Source organism: Streptomyces sp. NPDC088246 (genome assembly GCF_044741025.1).
Lineage (GTDB): Bacteria > Actinomycetota > Actinomycetes > Streptomycetales > Streptomycetaceae > Streptomyces.
In genome coordinates, this window is record NZ_JBIURV010000001.1 from 516,858 (window position 1) to 536,747 (window position 19,890).

Genomic DNA, 19,890 nt, shown 5'->3' on the forward strand with positions numbered 1-19,890 from the left:
CCCGGCGGGTGCACCGCAGGCCGCAGAGGCCACCGAGACCGCTGCCGAGCCCGTGGCCGAGCCTGAGGCCGAGGTCGTGGAGGCGCCGCCCGCGCGCACGCGCCGTCGTGCGGTGCGCAAGGCGACCGCCCCGGCGGGTGCGCCGCAGGCCGCCGAGGCCGTCGAGATCGTCGAGGAAGCAACGCCCGTGGCGAGTGCCGAGCCCGAGACCGCCGCAGCCGCCGAGCCCGAGGCCGCCGCGCCGCGCGGCCGCACCCGGCGCAGGGCATCGGCTCCGGCCGGTGCACCGCAGCCCACCGAGGCCCCGGCCGAGGCCGCCGCACCCGCAGAAGCAGTAGCGGAAGAAGCCGTCACCGAGGCCGCCGAGGCCCCGCGCGGACGCCGCCGTGCTGTGCGCAAGGCGACCGCTCCGGCGGGTGCGCCGAAGGTCACCGAGGCTCCGGCCGAGGCCGGCGAGAGCCTGCCCGAGGCCGCTGTCGAGGAGCCGGCCGCCGAGCCCGCCGAGGTCGAGGACGCCGCACCGCGCGGCCGTCAGCGCCGCCGGGCCACCGCCGCCGCGGGCCGGCCCGAGTTCACCGGCAAGGTCGAGGAGCCCGTACGCGAGAGCCGTCGCGCGACGCGCCCCGCCGTGGCCGTGTTCCAGGCTCCGGTCTTCGCCGAGCCGATGTTCCAGACCCCGGAGACCGCGGCCGCCGCCGCTGCCGCTTCGCGTCACGAAGAGGTCGAGGAAGAGACCGAGACGGTCGAGGAGCCGACCGCCACCACCGAGGCCCCGGCCGCCGAGGCCGCGCCGCAGGCGGGTCCGCGTCGCCGTCGCCGCCGTCGCGGTGAGGCCGCCGAGCCCGAGCCGGCCGCCGCTGTCGAGGTGGAGGAGCACGCCGAGGAGGAGCCCGAGCCGGAAGGTGAGGCCGAGGCCGAGCACGAGGGCGAGGAGACGGACGAGTACGGGGACCGGCCTTCGCGCCGTCGCCGTCGCGGAGGGCGTCGCCGCCGTCGTGGCGAGGCCATCGAAGGTGACGAGGCCGCGGAGCAGCTCGGCGAAGAGGCCGCCGCCGAGCACGCCGAGGAGGACCAGGAGCGCGCTCAGGAGTCCGAAGAGGCTGAGGAGGACGAGGACCACGAGGCGTCCTCCGCCGGATCCAGCAGCAGCAGCCGTCGTCGCCGCCGTCGTCGCCGTCGCAGCGGTGACATCCCGTCCGACGCCGACAACGGCACGGACGACCCGGAGCGTACGGTCGTCAAGGTCCGCGAGCCCCGCAAGAAGGAAGAGCGGGAGCCCGGCACCGGCTTCGACGAGGTCCAGTCCATCAAGGGCTCGACCCGTATGGAGGCGAAGAAGCAGCGCCGCCGCGAGGGCCGTGAGCAGGGTCGCCGTCGCGTCCCGATCATCACCGAGGCCGAGTTCCTGGCGCGCCGCGAGGCAGTCGAGCGCGTGATGGTCGTCCGCCAGAACGGCGAGCGCACCCAGATCGGCGTCCTCGAGGACAACGTGCTCGTCGAGCACTACGTCAACAAGGAGCAGGCCACCAGCTACGTCGGCAACGTCTACCTGGGCAAGGTGCAGAACGTACTGCCGTCCATGGAGGCCGCCTTTGTCGACATCGGCAAGGGCCGCAACGCCGTCCTGTACGCCGGTGAGGTGAACTTCGAGGCACTCGGCATGGCCCACGGGCCGCGCCGTATCGAGACCGCGCTCAAGTCCGGTCAGTCCGTCCTGGTTCAGGTGACCAAGGACCCGATCGGCCACAAGGGTGCCCGCCTGACCAGCCAGGTCTCGCTGCCCGGCCGCTACCTGGTCTACGTGCCCGAGGGCTCGATGACCGGTATCAGCCGCAAGCTGCCCGACACCGAGCGGGCCCGGCTGAAGACCATCCTCAAGAAGATCGTTCCCGAGGACGCGGGCGTCATCGTCCGCACCGCGGCGGAGGGCGCGAGCGAGGACGAGCTGCGTCGCGACGTCGAGCGGCTGCAGCAGCAGTGGGAGGACATCCAGAAGAAGTCCAAGAGCACCGGCAGTTCCAACGCGCCGACGCTGCTCTACGGCGAGCCGGACATGACTGTCCGGGTCGTCCGCGACATCTTCAACGAGGACTTCTCCAAGGTCATCGTCAGCGGCGACGACGCGTGGGAGACCATCCACGGCTACGTCTCGCACGTGGCGCCCGACCTGACGGACCGTCTGTCGCGATGGACCTCCGAGGTCGACATCTTCGCGACGTACCGGATCGACGAACAGCTGATGAAGGCGCTGGACCGGAAGGTCTATCTGCCGAGCGGCGGTTCGCTGGTGATCGACAAGACCGAGGCCATGGTCGTCGTCGACGTCAACACCGGCAAGTTCACCGGTCAGGGCGGCAACCTCGAAGAGACCGTCACCAAGAACAACCTGGAGGCGGCCGAGGAGATTGTGCGCCAGCTGCGGCTGCGCGACCTCGGTGGCATCGTCGTCGTCGACTTCATCGACATGGTGCTGGAGTCCAACCGGGATCTGGTGCTGCGGCGCCTGCTGGAGTGCCTGGGACGCGACCGTACGAAGCACCAGGTCGCCGAGGTCACCTCGCTGGGCCTGGTCCAGATGACCCGTAAGCGGGTGGGCCAGGGCCTGCTGGAGTCCTTCTCCGAGACCTGTGTCCACTGCAACGGGCGTGGCGTGATCGTGCACATGGAACAGCCGACCTCGGTCGGTGGCGGCGGCAACGGCAAGCGTCCCAAGAAGCGCGGCCGGGGCGGCGTGGATCACGAGCACGCGGCGGAGATCGAGATCGAGACCGAGGCCGAGGTGGCTGCCGAGGTGGCCGCCCCGGTCGCGCTGCCCGAGCCGGAGTTCGTCCCGGACGAGGAGCTGTACAGCAGCCCGGCCGAGGCCGAGGCAGCCGCCTCACGAGGCCGCGGCCGGCGCCGTGCGACCCGTAAGGCAACGGCCGCGGCCGGCGCCCCGAAGGCCGCAGCAGCGCCCGCTCCGGTGGTCGAGCCGGAGCCGGCCGTGGTCGTGGTCGCGGAGCCCGAGCCGGTCGTGGAGCCCGAGCCGGCCGCCGAGACCCCGGTGGTCGCCGAGGCCCCTCAGGGCCGTACGCGCCGTCGGGCGACCCGGAAGGCGACCGCCCCGGCGGGCTCGCCGGCCCCGGCCGAGCAGGTCGAGGAACTGGTATCGGTGGCGGCCCCGGTCGTCGAGGCCCCGGTTGTCACCGAGGCCCCGCAGCCCGAGGCCGCACCCGAGGAGGTGGCCCCCGAGGCCGCCCCGCCGCGTGCCCGTCGCCGGGTGACCCGCAAGGTCACCGCCCCCGCGGGCTCGCCCGCAGGTGCGGATGCGGCAGAGGTCGTCGTGGTGACCGGTTCCATCGAGCCGAAGCCCGACGGCGAGACCGCCGAAGCCGCGGAAGCGGAGGCCCCGGCGAAGAAGACGGCGCGCAAGACCGCGAAGAAGGCCACGGCCAAGAAGGCAGCCACCAAGAAGACGGCTGCCAAGAAGACCGCCGCGAAGAAGACGACGGCCAAGAAGGCGGCGGCGAAGAAGACGGTCGCCGCGGAGCAGTCGCCGAAGCCTTCCGTCTCGGTCGGCACCGAGAGCTGACCAGCGGTCGGACGGCAATGCGAAGGAGGTGCGGGTTCCCTTCAGGGAGCCCGCACCTCCTTCGCATGCGGTAGGCAGACGCGGAGCATGTGGGCCGCATCTCTTTGGTCGCAACCTCCACGAAACCCCCTGTGAAAACCCTGATAATGTGACGCGGCTGCCGTCGGATGTGCGATTCCCGAGAATGCTGACCGGCGCGTCGGCCCGCTTCAGGTAGGACAAAGCAGCCTTTATGTCCCGGGTGCATCGCCCCCGGGGCAAAAGGGCGATTTGCGCGCAATGTATTGGTACAGAATCGGCCATGCGCCGGGGCGGCGGAGCCTCATCCGACATTCGCATGCCTTGGAGCCATCGCCGCTCACAGCTCTTGCGGTGTTCAAGGAGGATGTCCATGTCGAGCGACTACAGGGAAGCGATCCCTGCTGCCCGGCCGGTGATCGGTGAGGAAGAGATCGAGGCCGTGGTGCGCGTACTGCGCAGCGGTCGTGTCGTTCAGGGCCCGGAGGTCGCGGCCTTCGAGGAGGGCTTCTCGGAGCTGGTCGACGGACGTCACTGCGTCGCGGTCAACTCGGGCACCTCGGCCCTCCATCTCCTGCTGCTCGCCCTGGGGATAGGCCCCGGCGACGAGGTCATAGTCCCCTCGTTCTCCTTCGCGGCCTCCGCCAACGCGGTCCGCCTGGCCGGTGCCGACGTGGTCTTCGCGGACATCGAGCCGGGCAGCTTCGGTCTGGACCCGGCTGCGGTCGAGGCCGCCATCACACCCCGCACTGCCGCGATCATGCCCGTCCATCTGTACGGCCACCCGGCCGCGATGGACGCGCTGATGCCGATCGCGCGGAAGCATGGCCTCGCGGTCGTCGAGGACGCCTGCCAGGCGCACACCGCCGCACTGGACGGCACGCCGGTCGGCGCCTTCGGTTCCGGCGGCACCTTCAGCTTCTACCCCACCAAGAACATGCACTCCCTCGAAGGGGGCATGGTCACCACCGCCGACGCCGAGGTTGCGCGCATCCTCAGGCTGCTGCGCAACCAGGGCATGGAGCAGCGGTACGCCAATGAGATCGTCGGCGCCAACATGCGCATGACGGACGTGTCCGCCGCCGTCGGGCGCGTACAGCTCGGGAAGGTGCTCGGCTGGACCGAGCAGCGGCGCGCCAACGCCGCGTATCTCGACCAGCACATCACCGCGCCCAACGTCACCGTCCCGCCCGTCGCCGACGGTGCACGCCACGTTTACCACCAGTACACCATTCGGGTGCAGGGTGACCGTGACGCCGCCATGGCCAGGCTGAGCGAGGCGGGCATCGGCAACGCCGTGTACTACCCGACTCCGATCCACCGGCTGAAGCCGTACTGGGAGCCCGACCAGAAGGCGGGCCGGATCTGGGATCTGCCGGAGACCGAGCGTGCCGCCGCCGAGGTCGTCTCGCTGCCCGTGCATCCTTCGCTGTCGCCGGAGGACCTGGACCGCATCGTCGGCGCCGTGAACTCGTTGGGAGACATGCAGTGACCGCAGGACTGAGAGCCGGACTGATAGGCCTCGGCTCGATGGGGCGCCACCACGCCCGTGTGCTGGCCGGCCTGGAAGGCGTACAACTGGTCGGCGTCGTCGACCCGATGGGGGACAAGAACGGCTGGGCGCAGGGCGCCCCCGTGCTGTCCACGGTCGACGAATTGATCGACCTCGGTGTCGACTACGCGGTCGTGGCATGCCCCACCGCGCTGCACGAGGAAGTCGGCCTTCAGCTTGCCGACGCCGGTGTCTGCGCGCTGGTCGAGAAGCCGGTCGCCGACACCGTGGAAGGCGCCCGACGGCTGGTCGACGCCTTCGAGTCGCGCGGCCTGGTGGCGGGCGTCGGCCACATCGAGCGCTGCAACCCGGCGCTGCGGTCGATGCGCTCCCGCCTGGAGGCGGGGGAGCTGGGCGAGGTCTTCCAGGTCGTCACCCGCCGACAGGGCCCGTTCCCGCACCGCATCGCCGATGTCGGCGTGGTCAAGGACCTCGCCACCCACGACATCGACCTGACCGGCTGGGTGACCGGTCAGACCTACACCTCGATCTCCGCCCACACCGTGTCGAAGTCCGGTCGCCCGCACGAGGACATGGTCTCCGCTGTCGGCCAGCTCTCCGACGGCACCATGGTCAACCACCTGGTCAACTGGCTGAGCCCGCTGAAGGAGCGTTTCACCTCCGTCACCGGCGAGCGCGGCACCTTCATCGCCGACACCCTCACCGCCGACCTCACCTTCCACTCGAACGCCGCCGTGGCCACCGAGTGGGAGGCGCTCCAGGCCTTCCGCGGTGTCTCCGAGGGCGACATGATCCGGTACGCGATCCCGAAGCGCGAGCCGCTGCTGGTCGAGCACGAGCTCTTCCGGGACGCCGTGTGCGGCACATCGAATGACATCTGCACACTGCGGGAAGGGCTCCGCACCGTGGAGGTGGCCGCAGCGGTACTGGAATCGGCGAAGACAGGGCGCACCGTCACGACCTTCGCGGGGGAGCCGGCCGCACATGGAACCTGAGAGCAGTGCGAGGCTGTTTCCCGGAAGTACGCGCACATCCGTCGAGAGAGCCACTGAGGTGACCGTGTGACCGGCAGACCCGATGCCCTCGCTGTTCCTGACGTCACGGTCGTCGTGGCCGTGTACAACACCATGCCCTACCTGACCGAGTGCCTGAACTCTCTGGTCGGGCAGTCCATCGGTCTCGACCGGCTGGAGATCGTGGCGGTCGACGACGGTTCGACGGATGACAGCGGCGCGGAAATCGACCGCTTCGCCGAGCGCTACCCAGGCACGGTCAAGGTCCTTCACCAACCCAACTCCGGTGGCCCGGCGATGCCGAGCAACCGGGCACTGGAGCTGGCCACCGGCAGGTACGTCTATTTCATAGGCTCCGACGACTACCTCGGTGAGGAGGCGCTGGAGCGGATGGTGAAGTGCGCCGACACCCACGGTTCCGATGTCGTCGTCGGCAAGATGGTCGGTACCAACGGCCGTTACGTGCGGCAGTCGCTCTACAAGGCCAATGACCCCGATGTCAGCCTCTACGGGCCCGAGCTGCCGTTCGCGCTGGCCAACACCAAGCTCTTCCGCCGCGACCTCGTGGAGAAGTACCAACTGCGCTTCCCCGAGGACGTGCCGGTCGGCAGCGACCAGCCCTTCACCATCGAGGCGTGCGTCCACGCCCGCAAGATATCCGTGGTGGCCGACTACACCTGCTACTACGCCGTGAAGCGCGGGGACGCCAGCAACATCACCTACCGTGCCAACCATCTGGCACGGCTGCGCTGTACCGCCGTGATCATGGACCATGCGGCCGGGCTGATCGAGGCCGGGCCGAACCGGGACGCCGTCTTCAAGCGCCATTTCACCTGGGAGCTCTCCAAGCTCATCCAGGACGACTTCGTGGACCTCGACAACGAGACGAAGCGTGAGATCTGCGCCGGTATCACTCGGCTCGCCGACTCCTATCTGACGGACCCGCTCAGCGATTCGCTCCCGGTCAAGCTGCGGGCGAGGCTCCGGCTCGCGCAGCGCGGCGCCGTCGACGAACTCTGCCGCGCGATCAGCGAAGAGGCCGAGCACGGTGCGCCGCCCTTCCACCTGGAGGACGGCCGGGCCTTCGCCCGCTACCCCGGGTTCCGCGACGCGGGGCTGGAACTCCCCGACCGCTGTTTCGAACTGGTCGGGGAGATCGTCCCCGGACGCCTGGCCAACAAGACCCGGTTGATCGAGTCGGAGTGGGTGCAGACCGGCGAGGAGCTGGCGCTCGCCCTGACGGTACGGATCGGTGTCGTCGGCGACACCGGCTCCGCGGTCGTCCGTCTCGTCGAGGGCGCCATGCCCAAGAGCGCCGACAAGGCACGCGCCCGCCGACTGCCGGACGGGCACGATCTGCCCCCGGCTCAGGGGGAGTTCACCCGAGAACTGTCGTCCGACGGGAACGCCACCGTCGTGCGGGCCCGGATCCCGCTCGCGCCCCGCAAGGTCAAGCACGGGGTGCGGGTCTTCGTGGACGTGGCCGGAGCGACGTACGAGATTCCGGTGCGTGGTGACGGACAGCCCATGCCACTGGCCCGCAGATGGCACGGCGAGGCGGACCCGTACCGTGCCGCGGCGCGTCTCAACAGCAAGGGGCGCATGGTGATCGGCACCGGTCCGCTCCATCCGCCCAAGAAACCGCTGGGCTCGCGACTGCGATCCCTGTTGACCGGCGCCACGCGCTCCAAGAGGAAGTAACCATGAACATCTGTGTAGTCGCCCTGGGCAAGATCGGTCTGCCGCTCGCCGTGCAGTTCGCCGCCAAGGGCCACCGGGTGATCGGCGCCGACGTCAACGAGAAGGTCGTCGAACTGGTCAACGCCGGCATCGAGCCGTTCCCCGGTGAGCACGACCTCGACATCAAGCTCAAGGAGACCGTCGAGGCGGGCCTGCTGACCGCGACCACCGACACCACGGCCGCCGTCGCGCAGTCCGAGGCCGTCGTGGTCGTCGTACCCCTCTTCGTGGACGCGGAAGGCACGCCGGACTTCGGCTGGATGGACTCCGCGACCAAGGCGATCGCCGCCGGTCTCAAGCCCGGCACCCTCGTCAGCTACGAGACCACGCTGCCGGTCGGCACCACCCGTACCCGCTGGGCGCCGATGCTCGAAGAGGGCTCCGGCCTCAAGGCCGGGGAAGACTTCCACCTGGCGTTCTCCCCGGAGCGGGTGCTCACCGGCCGGGTCTTCGCGGACCTGCGCCGCTACCCGAAGCTGGTCGGCGGGATCGACGAGGCATCGACCGCGCACGGTGTGTCGTTCTACGAGTCGGTCCTGGACTTCGACGACCGTACGGACCTGCCTCGCCCCAACGGCGTCTGGGACCTGGGCACTTCGGAAGCGTCCGAGCTGGCCAAGCTCGCCGAGACGACCTACCGCGATGTCAACATCGGTCTGGCGAACCAGTTCGCCCGCTTCGCCGACCAGCAGAACATCGACGTCCTCAAGGTCATCGAGGCCTGCAACTCCCAGCCGTACAGCCACATCCACCAGCCGGGCATCGCCGTCGGCGGCCACTGCATCCCGATCTACCCGCGGATGTACCTCTGGAACGACCCCTCGGCGACCGTGGTGCGTTCGGCGCGTGAGGCCAACGCGGCCATGCCCGAGTACGCGGTCGATCTGCTCGCCGCCGCCTACGGCGACCTGGACGGGGTCGGTGTGCTGGTGCTGGGCGCGGCCTACCGCGGCGGAGTGAAGGAGACGGCCTTCTCCGGCGTCTTCCCGACCGTCGAGGCGCTCAAGGCGCGCGGTGCGGTGCCGTTCGTCTCGGACCCGATGTACACGGCCGAGGAGCTGACCGCGCACGGCCTCGTCCCGCACGAGGGCCAGACCGTCACCGCCGCGATCCTCCAGGCCGACCACGCCGAATACCGCGAACTGGCCGCCACCGACCTCCCGGACGTCCGCGTCCTGGTCGACGGCCGCCGTACGACGGACCCGGCCCGCTGGGAGGGCGTGCGGCGGGTGGTCATCGGTGGCTGAACCGATGACCTGGTTGATCACAGGGGGCGCGCGGGCGGCCTGGGCCGGATGGTGTTTGCGCCACCCTGAGGCGCGCGTCTGACAGCTCCTGTTCACCGGACGAAAGGCCGTGCCCCCGCAACGGGGGCACGGCCTTTCGTCCGGTAAACCCTCGGCTCAGTCTCTGCTGAGGAACACGTCGTCGAAGTGGTTCCGTACGACGGGCCAGTCCCAGGTCGATACCGCGTGCTCAGAGGCCAGCTGCCCGGCACGCTGCCAGGCTTCCTCTGTCGCTGTGGTCTCCAGAATCCGCTCTGCGGCTTCCTTGGGGGAGGCGACGACCCACCCTTCGGGGTACAGGGAGCGTGCGCTGTTGGCTCGCCCGGCGTAGAAGGGCCAGTCGCGGGCCACCGGTACCGCGGCGCTGGCCGCGCCTTCCATCAGGCCCACATGGCACCCCTCGCGCACCGAAGAGCTGAGGATGACTCCGATCTCCGTCAGGGCGGCAGGTACGTCGTCGGTCGGACCGAGCTGCACCACCGCACCGGCCTCCACGAGCGGCTTCAACTCCCGCTTCAGTAGCGTCAGGTATTCCTTGGTGGCCTTGCTCGTCTTGGGGTCCATTTCGTGGCCGACCAACAGCAGTCGGTAACGCTCGTCGTGCTCGCGTACGCGCTTCAGCACGTCGACAGCCCACAGCGGATCCTTCGCCACCTGACTGATACCGATCAGGCCGAGGTTGAACCGGGCGTCGGCCGACTTCGGGCGGACGAAACCCGAGAGTTCCATGGCGTTGTCCAGGACGTGCATGCGCGGTGCGCTGTCGCTGCTCAGGTGCGGGACGAGAGAGGTCACCAGGTCCTTGACATGAGGGGCGACGAAGATGAGGTCGTCGACCCTGGAAAAGTCGGTCATATGGGGCCAGCGGGTGAACGCCTCGTAGCTGTGCAGCCGCACCACGATCCTGGTGTCACCGGGATCGATCGTGGTCAGCATCGAGGCCGGCCCGACGGACCAGTCGAGGAACACGGTATCCGCCCACTCCAGATGAGGGCGCATCAGCCGCTCGACGTCCGCCTGATAGGCGGATGTGCCGTCGGCCATCCTGTCCTCCAGAATCCGCCGTCCTGCCCAGGCGATGCTTTTGAGCGACTTCTGCGCGGCGAGGTCCAGGAACCGGAGCTCGACCTCAGGATGGTCCGCGTAGTGGGCAAGGATGTGGTGAAGGAAGTTGGCGTTGGCACTGGTGGTCACCAGCAGACGCAGCGGCCGGTCCTTCGCCACGGTGGCGGGGGGCTGTTTCCTGCCTCGGGGCCGAGAAACTGCGTGGAACGCGGTGGAGCGGTGGAGGCGTGCAATGTACTTCTGAGCGTCCTTGGCGAGCGGCGAGCTCAGCTGGTCGATGTGCAGGACCCGGTGGAAGTGCAGCACCAGAGCCCGGTGCAGTACCTCGGAGGCCACCTCGTGGTTGCCCTTTGCGTACTGTTCGTCGGCGTGCAGGAGGTGTGCGTCGACGGCCTTGCCGAGATCGCGGGGGCTGATGCCCTTGTCGATCTCGGTCATCACGCCTTCGTGGAACAGTTCCGCCTTGAGTGCGGGGTCGGGGATCTTGGAGGCCGCAGCGGTGAGGGCTATGGCCGCACCACTGGTACGTCCCGCCCACTGCATTCCTTCGGCCACATAGCGGGAGGTTGCGGCTCGGACACTGTCCGACATACCCGGTGCGGCCGTCGCTGTGCGCCACAGCCGGGCGCCGACGGAGGAGCGCATCACGGGGCGGGCAGTGGCGGCACGCATCACGGTTGCGGGCGCGGCGTCGAGAGAACGGCGTACGTCGCGGGCCACCGCGCCGAGAGGCGGGAGACGGTTATGGCGGGCGGCGTTGCTCGACTGCTGCAGTCTGTCCAGGGCTTTGAGCGCCGGAGTGATACCGAAGTGCGCCTCTGCCGTGGTGTTGTACTGAGCCAGACGCCAAACGGTGTAGACAGCACCGGCATCCAGTGCCACGAGTACGTGTGCCTTGCGGGCGTGGTGACGCAGCCAGCGGTCCCGGCGCGACTGTATCCACTTCCTCATGCCGACGGGAGACTGCTCAGCCTTGCGGCGCATGACGGAGCTGCGCGCAGAAAGGTTGTGCGGCAGCTGATGCAGGCCATTCAGGTCTACGAGAGAAAGCTGTTCCGAGACCGGCGACATCCGGAAGGTGCCGGCGAGGTACACGTTGGCGCCCCGGTCGCGGAACGTGCGCACGGAATCGGCGAGAACACCGAGCTGCGGTCTGCTGGTGGCAATGAACAGGACGTCAGTCACGACGCGGGCCCTCCGGGAACGAACGACGTTTGGGCATTGGCATTCGTGCCCGCGCGGTTGTTGTGTGTGGCCTGATCCGTGGCCAGCTGATCGACCAGTTCCTTTACGGCGGTGGTCATCAGTGATTCACGGGTGAACCGGTCTGCGTGGGTCATCGCTTCCGCGTGGACCGCCTCGCTTGTGTCGATCGCCATGTGTGCGGCCCGGACGAACGACTGGGTCAGAGCCTCTTCATCGAGGCCGACGGCGCCGGTCCACAAGGGGTGGCCGTCGAGAACGTTCGACGCGTCGTGCTCGACGACGTGCGCCGACACGATGGGCAGACCGGTGGCCATGTACTCGTACACCTTGCCGGACGTAACGTAGCGGCCGCCGATCAGGATAAGGACCATCGCATCCCAGCGGGCGTAGATCGAAGCGACTTCCGCCTTGGCGGCGGGGCCGCCGAAGTGGACACCGTCGACTTCCGCCTGCTTGAGGATCTCTACGTGGCGGTTGCTCTCACGGCCGGAGCCGGCACCGATGTGCCCCCGCACCTCGAAACGGGCGTTGGCCATCAGCGGCTCCTGCTCACGCGCCGCCCGCCAGGCGTTGAGCACGATCTCCAGGTGCTGGGCCGTGAAGTTCACGGTGCCCAGGTAGCCGAAGACGAGACCGGCGTCCGCGTCGGCCTTGTGTGACCGACCGGGGGAGCTGTCGGCGTCATAACCGTTGCGTACGACGCGAACGCGGTCGGCGAAGTCCGGATAACGTGTCCGGTAGTGCTCGGCGATCGGGTCGTTCACCACCCAGAGCGAGACCGCGTTGTCGAGGATCTTCTGTTCCCAGCGGCCCAGTTCCGAGTCGCGGGAGAAGGCTTCGACGCCCTCGATGACATCGATGGACCAGCCGTCACGGAAGTCGACCGCATACGGCACGCGGGCCTCTTCCCACAATTTCCAGGCTGCGGCGAGATTCACGTACGGGACGCAGCTGGCCAGCAGCAGATCGGCGTGGTGGTCCCGGTGGATGTCCAGGACGGCCTGTTCCAGCGCGCCACGCCACGCACCGAAGTTCGGCTCGGGAAAGTCGGCCGTCTGACGCTTGCGCAGATCGTTCATCCACGCCCCGGGCCGGAGGGCTCGGGCCTCGTCGAAGAGACGGATGTCCGTCTCCAGGTCCTCGCGGGCGAGCGGCAGCTCAACGACCTTCACTTGCGGGTCGACCTGTTCCAGAAGGGTGAGATCGATACCCGAATCCCGTTCCCACGACTCCTGGGCGATGGTGACGACTGTGACGTCCCAGCCCGCGTTGACGAACTGATTGGCGGTCTCACGCATGCGGTAGGCGCAACTCTTTGCCGCAGGTGGAAAGCCGATGGCGAGATAGACCACGTGAGGCCGCTTGCCTGCCGACGGCAGCGCGGACCGGGGGGGCACTGACATGTTCGGTGACGCTAGCACGGTGACATATACACATAAACGCCACGTATGGCGCTGTATATGTCAAGCGTGCCGGCTGCCCCCTTTCCATTCTTCAAGGATTCGGACAACGTTCTGTGCGGCATGTCCGTCGCCGTAGGGGGCGCCGGGGTCATCCGTCGGTGCGGTACGTGTGACGGTGGCCGCCCAGCTCGCCGGGTCCATGATGTGCGGATCCGGAACCAGGACGTTCCAGCCGGTGTGCACGGTCTCCACCCATTCGGTCTCGGGGCGGATCGTGGTGGTGATCCGCTTGAGGAGAAACGCTTCTTTCTGCAGGCCTCCGGAGTCTGTGACCACACCGGAAGAGGCCAGCACGGCGGCAATCAGGCCCGCGTACGGAAGTGGCCTGCCGACATGGACGGCACCCCGGCGCAATTCGACGCCATGGGCCTCGGCGCGGGCGATCAGACGGGGATGAGCAAGCAGTGCGACCGGGAGGGGCAGGGCGGCCAGCGAGTCGATGATTGCGGAAAGCCGGACAGGGTCGTCCGTATTGTCCGGCCGGTGCAGCGTCGCGAGCAGGAAGGGCTTCGCGGGGTCGATGCCTTCGGGCAGCACGGGGGCCGGGTGGTCACCCGCGCCGACCGCGTCCCGGATACGGAGACAGATGTCGACCATGACATCGCCCGCCAGTTCGGCGCGGGCGGAAAGCCCTTCTGCCGCCAGGTGACGCATGGCCTCCTCGGTCGGCGCCAGGAGCAGATCGGCGCAGTGGTCGGTCAGTACCCGGTTGTGTTCTTCCGGCATCCGACGGTTGAAGGAGCGCAGGCCCGCTTCCAGGTGAGCAACCGGAAGGTGCATTTTCACGGCCGACAGGGCGCCGGCGATGGTGGAGTTGGTGTCTCCGTAGACCAGGACCCAGTCGGGCTTCTCGCGCTCGAGTACCGGGTCCAGCGCGGAGAGCACCGAGCCGGTCTGTGTGCCGTGGCTGCCGGAGCCGACCCCCAGGTGAACATCGGGATCGGGGATGCCGAGGCCGTCGAAGAAGACATCGGACAAATCCGCGTCGTAGTGCTGTCCGGTGTGCACGATGACGTGCTCGTGTTCTGTACCTGCGAAGGCGGCCGAGATCGGTGCGAGTTTCACCAATTGGGGACGGGCGCCGACGATGCTGATGACTTTCACGGAGCACTCTTCTTCTGGGTCAGGCCCCAGGCAGGGCGTGTATTCGGTAATGGTAAACAAGTGCCTGGGTGGCACAGTTGAGTCAGGCGGCGGTGCGGCAGCCTGAGAGCGAAGTCGTCCGAAGCGGGGGATCCATGAGGCGCTGACAGCCAAGTGGCCGACGCCCGAGAGGTCACTGCGCCGACGATTTTCCCGGGAGTGATCGGCTGGTTCGCCGATGCCGTGGCGCGCGTACAGCTCAGCGCTCGGACAGGACGCCGGCCCGTTCGACGTACACCTTGCCGGTCTGCGGGCACTCCCACATGCCCGCCTCGTCGGCATGCTCGACAAGCTTCACGCCGGAGTGGCCCACCCATCCGACCTGACGGGCGGGAACACCCATCACCAGAGCGAAATCGGGGACGTCCCTCGTGACGACGGCACCGGCGGCGACCATCGCCCACTGGCCGATGCGAACGGGTGCCACACAAACGGAACGTGCACCTACCGAGGCGCCCGCAGCGATCGACACGCCCACGGCCTCCCAGTCGCCACCACGCTTCTGCCTGCCGGCCGGGTCTACGGAACGCGGGTTGTGGTCGTTGGTCAGCACCACGGCCGGACCGATGAAGACGCCATCGCCGAGTTCGGCGGGCTCGTACACCAGGGCGTAGTTCTGGATCTTGACGTTGTTACCGATCTGTACGCCAGTACCCACATACGCCCCCCGGCCGACTACACAGGCTTCGCCGAGTCGGGCGCCTTCGCGGATCTGAGCGAGCTCCCAGACGCTGGTGCCGTCGCCGATCTCGGCGCTCTCGTCGACCTGGGCGGTGGGCTGGACCCTGTAGTTCACGCGTTGCGCCTTCCGGAAGCGGATTTATCCGCAGAGCATACGATCTCTCGGTGCGGCTGCGACCTGGGCAGGTGACGGAACCGGTTCAGGCCACTTCTTCCGGCCGGGTCCGCAGTCCGGCCGATCCTCGGCGACGCGGCGACCCGTTCGGCTTGCCCGCGTGACTGGCGCAGAGAGGCTGACATGTGCACGCAAGGAGCTTGAGTTTATCAATACGGGTAATAACGGTGCCCGGCGCTGGTGAGAGGGCCCGCCTTCTTCACAAGGGGCACGCTCTGGTAATTGGACGCCCCGTTGCGGCCGTCGGTCGCGAGAGCAGTCGCCTCCTCGCCTCTCTCGGCCTCGTCGCAGCCCTCCCTGCTGCAAGAAGCTCGCCGGACTCACCACGCGAGACAGCCTCTTCAATGCTGGTACAGGCCACTGCCGGCGGGGATTCTCAACGTCAGCGGACAGTTCCTTCGAACCCGCAGGGCCCGGCCGAGGGTCCTGGCGCGCCGTACGCAACGAGCACTACGGGGTTCCGGGCCCGAGAGCGCATCGGTCGACGTCGACACGGAAGACTTCGCCCTCTTTGGTGCTGCCGCAGGGCGCGTAGGGATGTCGACGGCAGCGACCGTCCCCGGGTGCGCCGCCCGCGTTCCGCGGCACCGTCGTTGCGCAGCCTGCCGGGCGGGCCGCGGGGGAGCTTGCCGGGTCTTGGACGGCATCGCGCGAACGTACGAGGACACGAAGCGGACTTCGCGCCCTTGAGTGCCCTCTTCCAGCCCGCCGTCAACTGGACAGCGCCCGGTTTGACCGCCCGGGGGCCGCCCCGTACTCTTGACCCTCGGCGTGTTTCCATGCGCGCCCACCCCTGAGCACATTCCTCCTGGTGGACTCGTCCGTCGGGAGAGGCCGCTCATCCTTCCGGATCGTCGCGGGCTTCGGCCTGTGCGGGCGGCTGGCATCAGGGGACCCGTTCCGAGCGAAAGAGAGATCCGCGTGTACGCCATCGTGCGCAGCGGTGGCCGCCAGCACAAGGTTGCTGTCGGTGACATCGTTGAGGTTGACAAGATTTCCACTGCCCAGGTTGGCGACACGGTCGAGCTCTCGACCCTGCTCGTGGTCGACGGCGACGCCGTGACCAGCGACCCGTGGGTGCTGGCCGGGATCAAGGTCCAGGCCGAGGTCGTGGACCACCACAAGGGCGCGAAGATCGACATCCTTCGCTACAAGAACAAGACCGGCTACCGCCGTCGCCAGGGTCACCGTCAGCAGTACACGGCGATCAAGGTCACCGGTATCCCCGCGGCTGCGAAGTAAGGGACTGAGGAGACATGGCACACAAGAAGGGCGCATCGTCCACCCGGAACGGGCGCGATTCCAATGCTCAGCGGCTCGGCGTGAAGCGCTTCGGCGGTCAGGCCGTCAACGCCGGTGAGATCCTGGTCCGCCAGCGCGGCACCCACTTCCACCCGGGCACGGGCGTCGGCCGTGGTGGCGACGACACGCTGTTCGCACTCGCCGCCGGTGCGGTCGAGTTCGGCACGCACCGTGGCCGCAAGGTCGTGAACATCGTTCCGATCGCCGGCTGATTTTCGGCGCTCGTCGAGCGGTTTCTGCGGAGGCGGACCTCACTTCCCGTACGGGAAGCGGGTCCGCCTTTCGCGTGTTTCTCCCATGAGAGACGGCTTTCTCCCATGCGGGGACAGCACGAGTGAGACATTTCTGCATGCATGTAACTGGAGGTTCCAACCATGACCACCTTCGTGGACCGCGTCGAGCTGCATGTCGCCGCGGGTAACGGAGGCCACGGCTGTGCCTCCGTTCACCGTGAGAAGTTCAAGCCGCTCGGCGGCCCGGATGGCGGCAACGGCGGCCGTGGCGGCGATGTGACCCTGGTCGTCGACCAGGACATCACCACGCTCCTCGACTACCACCACAGTCCCCACCGCAAGGCCACCAACGGCCAGCCCGGTGCGGGCGACCACCGCTCCGGCAAGGACGGCCAGGACCTCGTCCTGCCGGTTCCCGACGGCACGGTCGTGCTCGACAGGAGCGGCAACGTGCTGGCCGACATGGTCGGCCAGGGCACCACGTTCGTCGCCGGCCAGGGCGGCCGCGGCGGCCTCGGCAACGCCGCGCTGGCCTCCGCCCGGCGCAAGGCCCCCGGCTTCGCGCTGCTCGGCGAGCCCGGTGAGGCCCGGGACATCGTCCTGGAGCTCAAGACCGTCGCCGATGTCGCGCTGGTGGGCTACCCGAGCGCCGGCAAGTCCTCGCTGATCTCCGTCCTGTCGGCGGCCAAGCCGAAGATCGCCGACTACCCCTTCACGACCCTCGTCCCCAACCTCGGCGTGGTCACCGCGGGCAGCACCGTCTACACCATCGCCGACGTCCCGGGCCTGATCCCGGGCGCCAGCCAGGGCCGGGGCCTCGGCCTGGAGTTCCTGCGGCACGTGGAGCGCTGCTCGGTGCTCGTGCACGTACTGGACACCGCGACGCTGGAGTCCGACCGCGACCCGGTCTCCGACCTCGACATGATCGAGGAGGAGCTGAAGCAGTACGGCGGCCTGGAGGACCGGCCCCGCATCGTCGTCCTCAACAAGATCGACATCCCGGACGGCCAGGACCTCGCCGACATGATCCGCCCGGACCTGGAGGCGCGCGGCTACCGCGTCTTCGAGGCGTCCGCCGTCGCCCGTACCGGCCTGAAGGAGCTCTCCTTCGCGCTCGCGGGCGTCATCGCCGAGGCGCGTGCGGCCAAGCCTGTGGAGGTGGCGACCCGTATCGTCATCCGCCCGAAGGCCGTCGACGACGCGGGATTCACCGTCACGCTGGAGGAGGACGGCATCTACCGGGTGCGCGGCGAGAAGCCGGAGCGCTGGGTACGGCAGACCGACTTCAACAACGACGAGGCCGTCGGCTACCTGGCGGACCGCCTCAACCGTCTCGGTGTCGAGGACGAGCTGCTGAAGGCCGGCGCCCGTGCGGGCGACGGCGTGGCCATCGGCGCCGAGGACAACGCGGTCGTCTTCGACTGGGAGCCGACCATGGCGGCGGGTGCGGAGATGCTCGGCCGGCGTGGCGAGGACCACCGTCTCGAAGCGCCGCGCCCGGCGGCGCAGCGCCGTCGCGACCGTGAGTCCGAACGCGACGAGGTGCAGCGCGAGTTCGACGACTTCAACCCGTTCTAGACCGTGGACCGGCGCCGGGCGGACTTGTTCTGCGAGCCCGTCCGGCGCCCGGGCGCGTTCTCCGCGCCGCGTGACCGGCGTAACCGAACCCGCTCAAGGGTGATTCATGCCGCTCAGTCGTGTGGCGTCGGTCACCCGGCAGGGAAGTGTCAATTCCGGTATTCGCCCTGATCGCAAGGCACCAGAAGGTGTCGATACGGCGTGCGGCAGCCGACGTCCGCCTTGCGAGACGGTAACGGAGAGTGCAACCATCGCTGTATCTCCCAGCCCTCAAGGTAGGTCGTCTGTGTCTGCTCAGCACATAGCCAAAGCCCGAACCACAGCAGTCGTGCTGGCCGGCGGTACCGGCCAGCGCGTGGGTCTGTCCATTCCCAAGCAACTGCTGAAGATCGCAGGCAAGGCTGTCATCGAGCACACGCTGTCGATCTTCCAGCAGGCCGACTCCATCGACGACGTCATCGTGCTGATGGCTCCGGGCTATGTGCCCGACGTGGAGAAGATCGTCGCCAAGGCCGGACTCACCAAGGTCACCAGGGTGATCGAGGGCGGCTCCACCCGTAACGAGACGACCGAGCGTGCCATCGCGGCCCTCGGCGAGGGCCTGGGCGAGGGAGAGGACCGCAACGTCCTCTTCCACGATGCCGTGCGCCCCCTGCTCTCGCAGCGTGTCATCAAGGACTGCGTCGACGCCCTGGGCCGCTACCAGGCGGTCGATGTCGCCATCCCGTCCGCGGACACGATCATCGTGACCCGCACCCACGGCGGTGACGGCGAGTTCATCACCGACGTGCCCGACCGCTCCCGGCTGCGCCGCGGCCAGACGCCGCAGGCCTTCAAGCTCTCCACGATCCGCCGGGCGTACGAGGTCGCTGCGGGCGACCCGAACTTCCAGGCCACCGATGACTGCTCGGTCGTCCTGAAGTACCTCCCCGACGTGCCGATCTACGTCGTCGCGGGCGACGAGTACAACATGAAGGTCACCCAGCCGGTCGACGTCTTCATCGCGGACAAGCTCTTCCAGCTGGCCTCCACGGCCGTGCCGCAGCCGACCGACGATGCCGCCTACCGTGAGCTGCTCACCGGCAAGACCCTCGTCGTCTTCGGCGGCTCGTACGGCATCGGCGCGGACATCGCGGCGCTCGCCGAGTCCTACGGCGCCTCCGTCTACGCCTTGGGCCGCTCCACCACCGGTACGCATGTGGAGAACCCGGAGCACATCGACGACGCGCTCTCCAAGGCGTACGCGGACACCGGCCGCGTCGACTACGTGATCAACACCGCGGGCGTGCTCCGCATCGGCAAGCTGGCCGAGACGGACAACACGACCATCCAGGAAGCGCTGAACGTCAACTACCTGGCGCCCGTGCAGATCGCCCGCGCTTCGTACAAGTACCTCGCCGAGACCAAGGGGCAGCTGCTGCTCTACACCTCCAGCAGCTACACCCGGGGCCGTGCCGAGTACAGCCTCTACTCGTCGACCAAGGCCGCCATGGTGAACCTCACCCAGGCGCTCTCGGACGAATGGGCGGGCGACGGCGTGCGGGTGAACTGCGTGAACCCCGAGCGCACCGCCACGCCGATGCGCACCAAGGCGTTCGGCGACGAGCCCGCGGGTACGCTGCTCTCCTCCGAGGCGGTCGCCAGGACCTCCCTCGACGTCCTGCTCTCCGAGATGACCGGCCATGTCATCGACGTACGGCAGCAGGACCCGACCCGAGGTGCCTCCGAGGCATCCGGCTTCGAACAGGCGCTGGCCGCTGTCCTCGACCGACAGGCCGATGTGTAATACTGCTTGACAATCGACTATTCGGACCTCTGTGGACGCCGCGTGCGAACTGCAGGGGTCCGAATTCGTGAAGCACGGGCTTCACATTTTCCCCGCAAGGTAATCAGTCGGCATCCT

13 protein-coding genes are annotated in these 19,890 nt (G+C 68.5%); 9 read left to right on the top strand and 4 right to left on the bottom strand.

The window, feature by feature from the left end:
* The 5 genes from ACIPEK_RS02330 to ACIPEK_RS02350 form a co-directional block, all read left to right on the top strand.
* Positions 1 to 3,571 (top strand): Rne/Rng family ribonuclease (locus ACIPEK_RS02330; protein WP_401989710.1); only part of this gene is annotated, 3,571 nt, incomplete at its 5' end.
* Positions 3,572 to 3,956: 385 nt separating this feature from the next.
* Entirely contained in the window at positions 3,957 to 5,081 is a 1,125-nt protein-coding gene (locus ACIPEK_RS02335) for a DegT/DnrJ/EryC1/StrS family aminotransferase (protein ID WP_401989712.1), read from the top strand.
* On the top strand, positions 5,078 to 6,097 hold the full coding sequence (locus tag ACIPEK_RS02340) for a Gfo/Idh/MocA family protein (protein ID WP_401989714.1): 1,020 nt from the start codon (positions 5,078 to 5,080) through the stop codon (positions 6,095 to 6,097). The genes ACIPEK_RS02335 and ACIPEK_RS02340 overlap by 4 nt, the downstream gene beginning before the upstream one ends.
* Positions 6,098 to 6,163: 66 nt before the next feature.
* Positions 6,164 to 7,816: a glycosyltransferase family 2 protein gene (locus ACIPEK_RS02345; RefSeq protein ID WP_401989716.1), complete on the top strand. Its 1,653-nt coding sequence runs from the start codon at positions 6,164 to 6,166 to the stop codon at positions 7,814 to 7,816.
* A gap of 2 nt (positions 7,817 to 7,818) precedes the next feature.
* On the top strand, positions 7,819 to 9,102 hold the full coding sequence (locus tag ACIPEK_RS02350; RefSeq protein WP_401989718.1) for a nucleotide sugar dehydrogenase: 1,284 nt from the start codon (positions 7,819 to 7,821) through the stop codon (positions 9,100 to 9,102).
* Positions 9,103 to 9,258: 156 nt separating this feature from the next.
* Here ACIPEK_RS02350 and ACIPEK_RS02355 read toward each other — a convergent pair whose 3' ends face one another.
* The 4 genes from ACIPEK_RS02355 to ACIPEK_RS02370 form a co-directional block, all read right to left on the bottom strand.
* Positions 9,259 to 11,391 (bottom strand): glycosyltransferase family 1 protein, encoded by a 2,133-nt coding sequence (locus ACIPEK_RS02355; protein WP_401989720.1) that lies wholly within the window; start codon positions 11,389 to 11,391, stop codon positions 9,259 to 9,261.
* Positions 11,388 to 12,764: a glycosyltransferase gene (locus ACIPEK_RS02360; RefSeq protein ID WP_401989807.1), complete on the bottom strand. Its 1,377-nt coding sequence runs from the start codon at positions 12,762 to 12,764 to the stop codon at positions 11,388 to 11,390. The genes ACIPEK_RS02355 and ACIPEK_RS02360 overlap by 4 nt, the downstream gene beginning before the upstream one ends.
* 111 nt (positions 12,765 to 12,875) lie before the next feature.
* Positions 12,876 to 13,979, bottom strand: coding sequence for a non-hydrolyzing UDP-N-acetylglucosamine 2-epimerase (wecB, locus tag ACIPEK_RS02365; protein WP_401989722.1), 1,104 nt, complete (start codon positions 13,977 to 13,979; stop codon positions 12,876 to 12,878).
* 238 nt (positions 13,980 to 14,217) lie between these two features.
* Entirely contained in the window at positions 14,218 to 14,814 is a 597-nt protein-coding gene (locus ACIPEK_RS02370; protein ID WP_401989724.1) for an acyltransferase, read from the bottom strand.
* A 981-nt stretch (positions 14,815 to 15,795) separates the two neighbouring features.
* Between ACIPEK_RS02370 and rplU the strand changes: the two genes are divergently transcribed.
* From rplU to ACIPEK_RS02390, 4 genes are all read left to right on the top strand, one after another.
* Complete coding sequence (gene rplU / locus ACIPEK_RS02375) at positions 15,796 to 16,116, top strand: 50S ribosomal protein L21 (protein ID WP_030921216.1); 321 nt, start codon at positions 15,796 to 15,798, stop codon at positions 16,114 to 16,116.
* A gap of 14 nt (positions 16,117 to 16,130) precedes the next feature.
* Entirely contained in the window at positions 16,131 to 16,388 is a 258-nt protein-coding gene (gene rpmA, locus ACIPEK_RS02380) for a 50S ribosomal protein L27 (RefSeq protein WP_018103204.1), read from the top strand.
* 162 nt (positions 16,389 to 16,550) lie between these two features.
* On the top strand, positions 16,551 to 17,987 hold the full coding sequence (gene obgE, locus ACIPEK_RS02385) for a GTPase ObgE (RefSeq protein WP_401989726.1): 1,437 nt from the start codon (positions 16,551 to 16,553) through the stop codon (positions 17,985 to 17,987).
* Positions 17,988 to 18,273: 286 nt separating this feature from the next.
* Positions 18,274 to 19,773 carry a D-ribitol-5-phosphate cytidylyltransferase gene (locus ACIPEK_RS02390; RefSeq protein ID WP_401989728.1) on the top strand — a complete coding sequence of 500 codons (1,500 nt, stop codon included), beginning with the start codon at positions 18,274 to 18,276 and terminating at the stop codon, positions 19,771 to 19,773.
* Positions 19,774 to 19,890: the final 117 nt, after the last annotated feature.

Coding starts and splice junctions, on each gene's coding strand:
- ACIPEK_RS02335 (WP_401989712.1), top strand. CDS start 3,957: ATGTCCATGTCGAGCGACTACAGGGAAGCGATCCCTGCTGCCCGGCCG.
- ACIPEK_RS02350 (WP_401989718.1), top strand. CDS start 7,819: ATGAACATCTGTGTAGTCGCCCTGGGCAAGATCGGTCTGCCGCTCGCC.
- rpmA (WP_018103204.1), top strand. CDS start 16,131: ATGGCACACAAGAAGGGCGCATCGTCCACCCGGAACGGGCGCGATTCC.
- obgE (WP_401989726.1), top strand. CDS start 16,551: ATGACCACCTTCGTGGACCGCGTCGAGCTGCATGTCGCCGCGGGTAAC.